The 12,946-nt window shown below is 49.1% G+C and carries 5 protein-coding genes; 3 read left to right on the forward strand and 2 right to left on the reverse strand.

Going from position 1 to position 12,946, the window contains the following annotated elements; genetic code table 11:
• Nucleotides 1–6: 6 nt before the first annotated feature.
• A complete protein-coding gene (locus H6629_02550; protein ID MCB9066677.1) occupies nt 7–4,008 on the reverse strand; it encodes a hypothetical protein in 4,002 nt (1,333 codons plus the stop codon).
• A 369-nt stretch (nt 4,009–4,377) separates the two neighbouring features.
• Here H6629_02550 and H6629_02555 point away from each other — a divergent pair, with 369 nt between their 5' ends.
• The 3 genes from H6629_02555 (at nt 4,378) to H6629_02565 (ending at nt 12,007) form a co-directional block, all read left to right on the forward strand.
• The gene (locus H6629_02555; GenBank protein MCB9066678.1) at nt 4,378–6,912 is read left to right on the forward strand and encodes a hypothetical protein; all 2,535 of its coding nucleotides are present in this window, start codon (nt 4,378–4,380) and stop codon (nt 6,910–6,912) included.
• 56 nt (nt 6,913–6,968) lie between these two features.
• A complete protein-coding gene (gene smc / locus H6629_02560) occupies nt 6,969–10,505 on the forward strand; it encodes a chromosome segregation protein SMC (protein ID MCB9066679.1) in 3,537 nt (1,178 codons plus the stop codon).
• 74 nt (nt 10,506–10,579) lie between these two features.
• The gene (locus tag H6629_02565) at nt 10,580–12,007 is read left to right on the forward strand and encodes a GWxTD domain-containing protein (GenBank protein ID MCB9066680.1); all 1,428 of its coding nucleotides are present in this window, start codon (nt 10,580–10,582) and stop codon (nt 12,005–12,007) included.
• Nucleotides 12,008–12,012: 5 nt separating this feature from the next.
• Here the strand turns inward: H6629_02565 and H6629_02570 are convergent, their stop codons facing one another.
• Nucleotides 12,013–12,921 (reverse strand): HEAT repeat domain-containing protein, encoded by a 909-nt coding sequence (locus H6629_02570; GenBank protein MCB9066681.1) that lies wholly within the window; start codon nt 12,919–12,921, stop codon nt 12,013–12,015.
• Between the last annotated feature and the right edge of the window lie 25 nt (nt 12,922–12,946).

The raw sequence follows: 12,946 nt of genomic DNA on the forward strand, positions 1-12,946 counted from the left end.
AGAAAATCAAAAGCCAGTTTGCCAGTTGATATCAAACTGAACTTTATTGTTGCCTTCCAATGTTTTTTGGTAAATCGTTGAAAATGACCAACTTCGGTTGAGCCGGTACTGCAGATAAATCTGGTTGCCAGCCTCCCACGATAGCTGCGGCGCGGGCACATTTCCCAATCCGGTGGATGCCAGCCGCGAGCGATATTCCAGATACAAATTCGGCGTGAGATATTTCCCCAGCGACAGCGTAGAGGGCTGATTCAGCTTGCTGGAGAAAAAGCTGTCCTGCTGATCCAGCCGGATCTGATCCAGCCCGGTGAAGGTGCGCGCCTCCCGTTCAATGGATGAAACCAGCGCCTGCGTGAGCACCTGCTCCCCGCGCGATAGCAAAATATCTTGCGCATCCGATCCGCCAAGCTGGTCGAACGTCATCCCGAACAGCAGCAGCGCGAGTTGATCCTTCACTTCGTAATTGAGCACGTTGCCCTGCTCATCCTGAATCACAATTTCTTTTTCCGGCGAATCGATTTTGCCGTGCACGTTCAGCAAAAATGTGAGTTGCTGATCGCGAATCTGATCTTTTTTGAACGTTCGGGCGGTCAGGTTCAGCTCCGGCAATTCCTTGGGATTGACAAACTCAATCTTCCCGTCTTCGATTTTGAATTCCTCACCCTGCACAAAATACACGCCGCTGGTGTTCAGCGAACCGGACATTTCCAGCTCGGAGCGCGGCTGCGAAATCACCCGCAGTTCGCCGTCGATGGCCATGTCAAAACTGTTGAGCGTTTCGTAACTGCGCACGTTGAAATTCGAGGGAATTTCGATATTCAGATTGTAAATCACAAACGGCGGTTCTTCCCGCACATTGGTTTCAAACAGCAGGTTTTTTTCCGATTCCACGAAATCGAATTCCACATCGCCTTCCACAATGGTGATGTCGCCGGCGACCAAAATGGTGTCGCGCCCGGTGACGGTCAGGTTGCGCGTATCGATCACAACTTGCGTATTTTCAAGGAAATAGTTGAAATACGCATCGTCGATATTCATGCTTAAATTGACGCGCGGACGGGTGACATCCGCCAAATCGACCCATCCGCTGCCACGAATATCGCCGCGAACCGGCTCCTCATAAAACAACGATTTGACGCTCTGGAACCAACGCTGCAAAAAATTGCCGCGCCGTTTCGGTTTTGGCGAACGCGCTGTAAAATCATCGATCACCAGTCGCGTGCCCTCCAAATGCCCGGAAGTGTTAATGTCGTCGATGCTGTTTTCCACTTTCGAGAGATAAAATCGCCCGTCTTTTACGCTGAATGCCAGCGCCTCAAATTGCGGATTATCGTAATCGCCTTTCAGATGCGCATTGGCGGTAATGTCGCCAACCAGCCGCTCCAGTTCCGGATTTATCGCATTCAAAAAATTGAGGCTATCTTCTTTAATTTCAACAAATAACTCGAGATATTTATCGCTAAAAATACTGTCCGGCTGATCGGGATTCCACGACAGCGCTTTCTCCCCGCGAACCTTGATTTCCGAATTCAGGAAGTTGATATCCGCACTGTTGATGACCAGATTATCCGGCTGCATTTCCGCATCGACAACCAGCGCCGGAAATTCGTAATCGCCGTATTTTACAGATTTTCCCTCCAGCGACAGCGTTGCCTGCGGTTTTTGCCAGCTACCGCCGATATCCAGTCGCCCGGTGATCGCGCCCGCCACCGGCACGGTCGATTGCAACAAAAAATTATAATCTTCGATCTGGAAATTGCCAAAAACCACGTTGAAACCGAGCGGAATATCCCGCGCAACCGCAACTTCCTGCCCGCTGTCGCTTTCGGCGAGTTCGAATTCCACGTTTCCGTTCACATCCATATACGAATCGTTTTGCCCCTCAAAACTGATCACGTTGATGGACAGCCGTTTATCCGCGATTGAAAAATCGCCGTATGCCCGCCCGATTTGGGTGGAGTCGATCGCCAGTTCGTTAAAATTGACGTTGATATCCACCTCCGGATTGTCCAGCGCGCCATACAATTCCACGTCCGTATCCACAAAACCGCTCAATTCGTGATCCCAAAAAATGTATTCGTTGAACGGCGCCAGCCGGATGTTTTGCAGTTGCAATTGCAAGTTGCTGTTGCCGCCTTCCGAGAGCAGCAGCGTTCCGTCCGCGCTGATTTCACCGGATTCCGCCGCAACCAGTTTCAGCGGTTCGATGATCAGCGAATCGCCGCCATACAACCGGACATTCAACGGCGTATCGTTGCGAATATTGTATTTTTCGTAATCGAGCTGGAAATGGGACAGCGAGAGCGTCAGCAGGCTATCGCTGAACGTAAATTCGCCGGCCGATTCGATAGAATTTTCCTCGCTGTAAAATTGGAACGGATCGAACGTGATGCGATTGCCATCGAACTGAAATTGCGCCAAACCGCTGGTTAAAAATACATCGCCGATGTAACCGGTGGCTAATTCCAGATCGAAAAAGCCCTGCCGTTTGCTGGCGAGATCGGCAATTTTTGTATCGCCGCTGATCCCGTAAACAACTGTTTTATCATAAGTTAAGCTGTCGAGATAAATATAGCCGTCCAGCGATGGATCGGTCATTTTACCGGTGAGCCGCAGTTCCATGCTGCCGGCGCCGCCGATGTTTTCAATTGCCAGCCGTTTCGCCAGCGAATCGAGTGAATTGCGCTCGGTTGTCAGCGAAACATCCAGAATTTGATCACGCGAAAGCGTTCCTGCCATTTTGAAAACAGCGCCTTCCGACACCACAATGCGCGATGGTTTTTCAAATTTCCAATTGCCATTATTTGCCGATAACGATAGCGCCAATGTATCCAATCGCATGTCGTCATATGCCAGTTTGTACAGCCGCGCCTTTCCCGAACCGGAAATGCGTGCCGCATCCGTTCCGGCAAAACGGAAGTTGATGTTTCCATTGAGTTTACCGGGCACGTCTGTCACATTCATTTTTTGTAAATCGAGCCCCGAAAAACGGGCGTTCACCGCGTTATTTTCATTGGTGCCGATGTGAAAATCGCCGTTAAGCTGCGCAAAATTGGCATCGAGCTGAACGTTTTGGAGCCGCAATCCGTCATCCGGCTGAAAACCGATGTCCGCAGAAAACCGGCGCACCTGCAAACTGTCCAGCGAGCCGTTCAGCGCAACGCTGCCGCTCACGGATTCGGCGGTGCCCTGCAGATTTCCGTTTACGTCGAAACGCCCTTTTTCGTATGGCACTTCCACGCCGAGCTTGCCCAGTTTTTCGAGATTTCCGTTCAAACTGTCGAACTGAAATGTCCAGCGCAGCGGCGGACGAAGCATGACGGAACCACTCCCCCGCAGGGCGATTCCGGCAAAATCGATGGTGAGATCAGCAATTTTCAGCGAATCCCAACTGCCGTCGGCCGTAAACGTGAGTGCATCGAGCTGCCAGTTGCGGTTTTCCCAATTTGCGGTAAGCTGTTCCGGCGCCAGATAAATTTTATCCGGACGCAGTTCCGCGCTCAGCATTGTGTTGATGTTGGTGATGTTTTCGGTAGTGGTATCTCGAACCAGTTCAACGCTGCCATCGCTGATTTCCAATCGCTTCAGCGAAATTTTGGGGAACGCTTCGGGCAAAATGCCCGCCAAAACAGAATCGAGCGGCTGCGCCGGCGCCGTTGATGTATCCGGCGGCAAATGCCATTTAACGGCCGGTCCAGCAATGCTGAGCCGCTGCACGTTGTATTCCTGTTTCAGCACGTCCAGCAGGCTGTAATCCAGTTCAATCCGGCGACTGTTGATCGTGTCCGCGTGATGGATCGCCCGCACATCATCCAGCCGGACGGTGCCGAACAAATTCCCGGAAAGTTCGCCAAACTCAATTTTCCAGTCATCGCCGGAAAACCGGTTGACCAACCCCAAAACGGCATTATCCACCACGGGTGTGAACACATAAAGCGACGTCAACAGCAACGCGCCGCCACCTATTATAATGAGTAATGTGATGAGGATAATTTTGAGTTTGCGCATGATTTATGACTGATTCCGAAATTTTTCCGGTTTTTTAATTCAGAGATTGTCCTTTCCAACAAACAGAATTGCTGCAATTACAGGTTGCCAAACCTTTTCTGTTTAACGTCACGCCCGGCAGATGTTTCCGCAGATTCGCAGCTAAATGTATGAAGAAATACAAAGATATGCAGGTATTTTCGCAAGTTTATTTTTTGAAATTGTGATACACCTTTCCTTTTGCTTTTCCCGTTTCCATTCATTATTTTCTGCCTGCCACAACGTGGCATTCGCCGAAAAAAGGATGTTTGTATTGTTTAAACCCACACACCTTTTCAGGGATGATAATTGACGAATCTGCCCAAATTTTTGTGAACCCGGAGGATGAACATGTTTAAAACCACTGCGTTGCGGTGGCTGTTTTTTGCCATAACTTGTTTATTTTCAACAGCTATTATTGCCGAAGAACTGATTGTTTATTCCCTGCCGGAAGCGCAGGCCAACAAGCCCATTTCCGAACGCCTGAACTGGCAATTTCCCAATAGCCAATACGTGCTGCTCAACGGGCAATGGGATATCAAAACGCCCCAAACCAATCAATTTGCCGGAAACATCCGGGTGCCGTTTTCGTTCGTGGGCGAAGCAAATTTGCTGCTGGAAAAACGGCTGCAAATTACCGTTCGCGATGGGTTCGATTATCATTTGCACATGGGCGTAATCGTCGGAAATGCCAAAGTCTGGTTCAACGATTCGCTGGTGTATAGCGGCAACCAAAATTATTTGCCGGTGAACCAGAAAATTCCCGCGACTTTCATTCAGCCGGAAAATGTTGTCCGGGTTGAAATAGCCTCCCAAAAACGTCGCCGGGGCGATTTGCCGGGATTTTATCCGGTGAATTTACCGCGTATCGATTACGGTTTGCTCGATGGCGTTTACCTTTCGCTACGTCCTCGACGCAATATTTCCGAGATCGATTTTTCCGCAGCCGTGCAGGATTCCGGGGCGACTTTCGCCGGAAATATGCTGCTCTCGCAATCGCTGCCGGATTCGCTCGGTTACAAAATTTTGCTGCGCGGTTTCGCCGGTGAACGACAAATTTTTGAACAACAACTGCCAGTCAACAATACAAACAGCATTTCTGCGACATCCGTAAATTTAGAAAAAACAATCCCCTGGAGCCCCAAAACGCCGCAGCAATTCTGGGTCGAAACAGTTTTGGACAGCGCCGGAAAAACCATCGATATTCATCGCCAGCGCGTTGCCGTCCGTTCCGCCGCAATGTCCGGCAACGATTTTCTGCTGAACCAGCAGCCGCAACTGCTGGAAGGTATCAATTATTTGTATCAAAATCGCGAAGGCTCCAGCCTGCTCGATCCGGCACTCATCCGGCAAGATTTGCAGGATATCAAACAGCGCGGATTCACCGCGATACGAATGGTGCTTCATCCGATGCCCGAGTGGTTTTACGATATTTGCGACGAATACGGGCTGCTGGTTTTGCAGGATTTACCATTTGTGATGTGGAATCGCGATACGGATTCGCAGCAAAGAATGCTGCAAAACTGGCAGGAATACGGCGAATATCTCGCCAAACTTTCCCGGAAATACAGCGCCGTTGCCGCCGTTGGTCCGGCATTTTACCCGAATTTGGTTGATCCGCTGCAGCGCAAACGGATGGAAATTATCACAGAGGATTTGCGCAAACAATTTTCCATTCCACTTTATTTATCCAGCATGTTGCCGGAAGGTGGCATCAGCAACATCGATTTTCAGCTCATTGATATTTTGGGACGCCGCCTCACTGCCCGCAACGTCCAACGCAGCGCAGATGCGCTGAACGGTCAGCCGTTTTTCCCCAGCGCATTTTCCAAATCGATGACATTTCGGATCGATTCAACGATTATCGCCCAGGATTTGCTGCTGGCGCAGGAACTCTATCGCCAGCTCAAAAGCGGCGAATTGCCGATTGTCGATCGCGGCAATTTTATCCAGACGTACACCGATTTTTATTTGTATCTGCCGTCCATCCAAAACGGGTTGACCGGCAATTTTTACCTCAACCGGATCGGTTTGGTCGATTTGAAACGCCAGCCACGCAATCTGGACGAACTTCGCCGGCGGCAGGAATTTGCCACTTCCTCGCCGGTCGGCATTATCCGCGAAGATCAGGGTTCGCATTCGTTTCTTTATATTATTATTGGATTTATGAATATTTTTGTATTTCTGATTACCTATCGGAGATACAAAGTTTTTCGCCAGAGCGTTGCCCACAGCATCAAAAAACCGCACGGATTTTTCATCAATTTGCAGGAACGGATTATTATTCCGTATAAACAATCGCTGTTTATTTTAGTGGTGTTGGCGCTGAACGGCGCACTGGTTTACAGCGCATTTTTGTATTTTTATCGCAATCATTTGCTGGCAGATTATCTGCTGTCGCTGATATTTTTCACGCCGTGGCTGAAGGATTGGGCCATCCGCATGGTGTGGGATCAGACCTTCAGCATCATCGTTTCAACTGTTTCTATCGTGTTGTTTTTTTACATGTTAGCGCTGTTTATCAAACTATTTTCTTTTTTCGGACGCAGCCGGGTGTTATTCAACCAGGCGTTGGCGGTTACCATTTGGGCGGCTTCGCCGTTTGTGTTTTTGTTGCCGCTCGGCGTATTTATTTACAGCATGTTGCTGATGATGAAAAGCTATTGGATTATCATCGGTGTGCTGTTATATTTTCACGTTTGGGTATATTTGCGCTGGGTTAACGGCGCCCGTGTGCTGACCGACAAACTTTACGGCCGCGTATTTCTCGCTATTACGTTTGTTCTGCTGATTTTAGCCGGCGCATTTGGATATTTTTACGAATCGTATTATCATGTGTTGCAGCATGGCGAATATCTGAAAGCGCTGAAAGTTTTCTGGAAATAACCGGCTTTCACCATAATTTTGACAAGTTTCATCCAGTTCAGGAAAAGCAAATTTAGATGTACCTTTCCCGATTAGAGATATTTGGCTTCAAATCTTTCGCCAATAAAATTACCCTGAAATTTGACGAAGGTCTGACCGGCATCATCGGTCCGAATGGCTGCGGCAAAAGCAATGTGGTGGATTCCATTCGTTGGGTTTTGGGCGAGCAGCGCCCCTCCGTTTTGCGCAGTGACCGGATGGAAAACATCATTTTCAACGGCACCGCAACCCGGAAACCGCTCAATATTGCGGAAGTATCGATGTATATCGAAAACAACCGCAACATTTTGCCATCGGAATATACCGAGCTAAAACTCACCCGGCGGCTGCATCGCTCCGGCGATAGCGAATATCTCATCAATAACCAGAATGTCCGGTTGATGGATATTTTGAATTTATTCACCGATACCGGAATGGGCGCCGATGCCTATTCGGTTATCGAGCTGAAAATGGTTGAGCAAATCCTGAGCGACAACGCGCAGGAACGGCGGCGGCTGTTTGAGGAAGCTGCGGGCATCAAAAAATACAAAGCCCGCCGAAAATCCGCCCTCAACAAACTGGACACCACCCAACAGGAACTCACCCGGGTGGACGATATTTTGGCGGAAGTGCAAAAAAACGTTAATTCGCTGGCGCGGCAGGTGGGCAAAGCCCGACGCTATCACGAATTGAAAGCGGAATTGCGCGAAAACGAGCTTCAGCTAAGCTATTTAAAAATAATTACTTACCAAAACGAATTAGGTCCGCTCGAAAACGAACTGACCGAAATTGCCCGCACAAAGGAATCGCTCGGCGCAGAGGTTCACCAACTGGAAGCGCAAATGGAAAAATTGCGCACCGAACTGGTGGTCATCGAACAGGAATTCCGGCGAAAATCCGGCATTTTGCATCAGCGCAACGAGGCGATTCGCGAACGGCAAAATCTGAAATTGCTGCGCCAGCAGCGGATGGATTCGCTCAGCGAAGCGATCGAGGCATTTCAGCAGGAAATTACCCGCGAAAAAGAAAAAATCGAACGGCTGACCGCAGAAGAACAGCAGCAGCAACAGCAGATTATCACGCTAAAATCGGAAATGGAAACGGCGCAAGCGCAATACCGGACATCCGCAAATGCGCAGTTGGATGCGGAAAATGCACTGGATGAGCAGCGACAAACCTATCAGGAATTTGCCAGAGAAAATCTGAAAGAATTGCAAGCCGGCAGCGAAACCCGCGAAGCCTACCAGAAAGTGCGGCTGGAACGCGAAAACGTCGCGGCGCGATTGGAAAAAGACAGCGCAAGCCTCACCCGGGTGCAGGAAGATTTGAAATCCCGGCAGGAAACCATCGACAAATTGGAAAGCGATATCGAGGCGATCCGCGAGGATTTGCAGATGTATCATCAGGAGCAGATGCATCTCGAGCAGCGCCTGTCCGCCCTCCGCGATGAGCGCGAATCGCTGCGAACGGACATCGCTGCAACTCAGGGCAAACTGGAAAAAGTGCGCAGCCGCCGCGATTTTCTGGAAAATCTGATCAACAATTACGAGGGTTTTTCGCAGAGCGTTCAATATGTGATGTCCAAAAAAGGTGAGTATCGCGGGGTGGTGGATACGCTCGCCAACCTCGTCGATTGCGCGGAAGAACACCGTCCGGCGCTGGAAAGCTATCTTTCGGAAATTGCCAACTATCTTGTTGTAAATGAAGTAGATACAGCGCAGGAAATTTTGCAGCAACTGCGCAAAAACGACAAAGGGCGCATGAGCGTTGTGCCCATGCCGTTGCTTAACGGCAAGCATTCGCCGCAGCTCTCGCTGCCGTCCGCGAACGGAAAAACCGTGCCGTTGAAGGATGTGGTTTCATATTCTTCGGAGTACGAAGCGCTGTTCAATTATTTATTGCGCGCGGTGTTTTTGGTGCCGGATTTGGCAACCGCCATCGACATGCGCCAGCAATTTCCGGATGCAACCTACGTTACCAGCAACGGCGAAATTCTCGAACATTGGGGCAATCTCACCGGCGGTTCAACCGATAAACGGGTGGGATTGATCGGCAGAAAAGAGCAATTCCAGAAATTATCGAGCGAATTTGAGAAGCTGTCGCAACATCTCCAAAGTGAGCAACAGCGGCTGCAATCGCTGAACGACGAACAGCAGCAGCGCGAAAAAAAGCTGGCGGAATTTGTGCAATTGCAGCGCAGCACCCAAAACGAAATGGTGGAGCTGGAGAAACAGCTCAATCGCCAAACCTATGAAATTGAACGACTTACAGATACTTCCCGCGATGTGCAATCTGAGCTGGAAACGCTCGAGCAACGCCTCGACCTGCTCCAACAGGATGAAAACAAGTTGCGTCCGCAGGTGGAAGCGTTGGATGCCAAAGCCGCCGCATATCGCAAAAAAGAGCAGGAAATGCTGGAAACGCAGCGCACTGCCGAAGCGCAATTGAAAGCGCTCAACGAGAAAACCCAGCAACACCAGATTGCCTATCTCAACCTCAATTCCCGCGAAAAAGAAGCGCAGCAGAAAATCGGATTTTTGGTGCAAAGTGTGGAAAATGCCCGGCAATTTATCAAAGATCGCGAGAGCCGGATTGCCGAAAACAGCGCATCCATCGACACGCTGCGGCAGGAATGCGACGATATCGAATCGCAATTAACACAATTGTATCGCGAACGCGACGCCGCCGAAGCCGACAAAGATGCGACCGAACAGCAGTTTCAGGAGCACAAAGGCAACATCGATATGACCGAAGCGGAGCTGAAAAAGAAACAGCGATTGTGGAACCAGTCCCGCGAACGGGTGCAGGAACTTGAGCTGAAAATCCGCGAATACCAGGTTAAATTATCCGGCATCCGAGAACAAATTGTGGAGCAGTACGGCAACGAATCGCTGGATTTTGATGTAAAATCACTCGATCCGTCGCGCTCGCTCACCAGCGTGCAGAGCGACATCGACGAAATTCGCCGGAAAATCGAGCGCCTCGGCGATGTCAATCCGTTGGCAATCAAGGAATATGAGAAAGAAAAAGAGCGACTGGATTTTCTGACCACCCAGCGCGACGATTTGCTTTCCGCACGCGATCAGTTGCTGGAAACCATCCAGAAATTGAACACTACCGCCCGCAAACAATTCATGGAAATGTTCGAAAAAGTGCAGAAAAATTTCCAACGAGTGTTTCAGGAATTTTTTAACGGCGGCAGCGCAGTGCTGGAATTGGTGGAAAGTCGCGATCCACTGGAAGCGAACATCGATATTAACGTGACACATAAGGGCAAGCAATTAAAGACACTTACATTGCTTTCCGCAGGTGAAAAAACCCTCACGGCAATCTCGCTGCTGTTCGCCATTTACCTCGTCAAACCCAGCCCGTTTTGTATTTTGGACGAAGTGGACGCACCGCTGGATGATGTGAACATCACTCGTTTGACGCAGGCGCTGAGCCTTTTTTCGCGCGATACCCAATTTATTTTGGTTACCCACAACAAAAAAACCATGGAAGCCGCCAAAATGCTCTACGGCGTCACGATGGAAGAAGTGGGCGTTTCCAAAATCGTTTCCGTAAAATTTGATTAACCGGGAACCCAAACCGGCATATCTTCCGTATGATAAGCGTCGCCTGATCTACATTGGTTTTTTAGGAGTTACAGATGATGCAACAACGCTTTTTTTATCGTTTTCTGATCTGTTTGGCGGTGGTAGTTGTGCCGGTTTTTGCCCAAAACCGCTTCATTCCGTTAAACGTCGATTACGCCACATTTCACTCACCCAAAGACAGTGAATTCCTCGAACTGTATATCAGTTTCCCCCAAAAATCGCTGCAATATCACCGGCAGGAAGAAATCTGGGTCAGCAAATTTAGCATTTCGTTGACTGTCAAGCGTGGCAATGATACGGTTTTCGAACAATCGCAGCCGTTTGTAAACAAGGTGGAAACACTGGATAACATCAATCAATTCAGTGAGTTACGGCACGTGTTCTTTTGCGAATTACCGGCCGGAAATTATCTCGCCCGCATCACTCTCACGGATGAAAACGCCGGCGTTTCCGGCGAATATGAGCTATCGCTGACAATCAACCCGAACACTGCTGATGCGCTGTCGATGAGCGATATTCAACTGTCCGCCAAAATTTCCAAAGCGGACGGGCAAACGCCGTTCGATAAAAACGGGCTGCAAGTGGTGCCAAATCCGTCCGGTGTGTATCATGTGTCCATGCCCATCCTCTATTTTTACGCAGAAACGCACGGCTTGAGCTATGATTCCACAACTGCGGGCACATACACACTGGAAACATATGTTACGGATACAAACGGTGAGATTATCCGGGAATTTCCCGTGAAAAAAAAGCAAAAACCCGGACGAAGCACCATTTTGGTGGGCGGCAATAATGTGGTCACGCTGCCATCTGCCACATATTTTTTGAACCTGAAATTAACCGATGACCAAACCGGAAACAGCGTCGAACGCAAAAAACGCTTCACGATGTTCAAGCCAAGCGAGGAAAGTGTTGAGCAAGTCCGGGCGATGACCACCAAATTGATGCAGTCATATTACGAAAAATTTTCCGAAGATTTGCTGGATGAGGAATTCAGCAAAGTGCGCTATATTGCCACAAAGGATGAGATAAACACCTTCAAGGGACTTGCCGGGATTCCCTCAAAAGCGGAGTTTTTGGCGGATTTTTGGCGAACACGCGATCCCGATCCGACGACATCGCAAAATGAATTTAAAATTGATTATTTCAAACAAGTTGATTTTGTGGATCAAAATTTTAAAACCAAATTCAAAAGCGGCTGGAAAACGGATCGCGGACGGGTGGTGCTCACATACGGCAAACCCGACGAAATCGAGCGCAGCCCGATGCAATCCTCCACTCGCCCATATGAAATCTGGTCGTATTTGTCGCTGGAAAACGGCTGCATTTTTGTATTTGCAGATTTGCAGGGTTTCGGTGAATTTGAGTTGCTCCACTCGACCTATCGCAAAGAAGTGTATCAGCCAGATTGGGAAAGGCGAGTTCGGTTGATTCGTGATAACAGCACTTTGGATCTGGTGCCGGACGATTTCCAGCAATAGATTTATTAATCTTCGTAGCCGAGGCTTTCGCGCATAAAATCGCCAAAATTTAATCGCGAAAGGCGATCCAAACCTTGTTGCGCCGCTTCCTGAACACCTTTATCCGGATGTTTGCGAAACTGCCGGAAAATTTGCATCAGATTGGGCGACAGATCGATGTTGCCCAAACTCAGCAACGCAAACCGGATAATTTCCGGGTCTTCGTGGTTCAACACTTCCTCAATTGCATCGGAAATTTGTTGCGATTCGGATGAAAATCCGGCACTGATCGCTTCTTTCAACACATCCGGCGGGGTTTCCGGTCGAATGGTTTCGGCGATTTCCGTTTCCCAAAAATGCGGAAATTTTCCCATTGCCCGCATTGCCGCCAGCTTTCCCGAAGTGCTGTCACCGTCATACAATTCGCTGATTTTCTCGCGGATTTCGCTGATGTAACCCAATTCCGCAAGTGCAGTTACGGTAATTTCAATAATTCCCGGATCTTCTTCAAAATCGAGAATCCCGAACAGCAAATTTTTGACACGCTGGTATTCATCGCGAAGGCTACCGGACTGATATTCGTCCCATTCTTCGGCGTAATCCAGTTGGTTATTGGACCCGGCATCGTCCTCAAAACCTTGTTCAATGCCTTCGGAAATCACTTCGCCCATCGATTTGATGGACGCTTTTCGGATGGCAGTAACCGGATCGTATTCGGCAATTTCGGTCATCAAATCCAGAATATTCGGTTCGAAAAGGCAACCGGCTGCCGCCAGACAGGCTGCACCGCGAATGCGTTCATCTTCGGAAGTGAGCATTTCGCGAACGAGATCGACATCAGAAGTTGTGTATTCGCCGCTGTCGCGAATGCGGGAAAGTTCGTTAACTACGGCTTGCCAGTCGGTTTCGTTGCTGTTTAGTTCATCGTAATACATATTTTTGTCCTGTTATTTTCTCAAA

This window comes from Calditrichia bacterium (assembly GCA_020634975.1).
GTDB lineage: Bacteria > Calditrichota > Calditrichia > RBG-13-44-9 > J075 > JACKAQ01.

Bases quoted from the DNA above. Each gene is read 5' to 3' on its own strand.
- H6629_02550 (MCB9066677.1), bottom strand. From the start codon at position 4,008: ATGCGCAAACTCAAAATTATCCTCATCACATTACTCATTATAATAGGT.
- H6629_02555 (MCB9066678.1), top strand. From the start codon at position 4,378: ATGTTTAAAACCACTGCGTTGCGGTGGCTGTTTTTTGCCATAACTTGT.
- smc (MCB9066679.1), top strand. From the start codon at position 6,969: ATGTACCTTTCCCGATTAGAGATATTTGGCTTCAAATCTTTCGCCAAT.
- H6629_02565 (MCB9066680.1), top strand. From the start codon at position 10,580: ATGATGCAACAACGCTTTTTTTATCGTTTTCTGATCTGTTTGGCGGTG.
- H6629_02570 (MCB9066681.1), bottom strand. From the start codon at position 12,921: ATGTATTACGATGAACTAAACAGCAACGAAACCGACTGGCAAGCCGTA.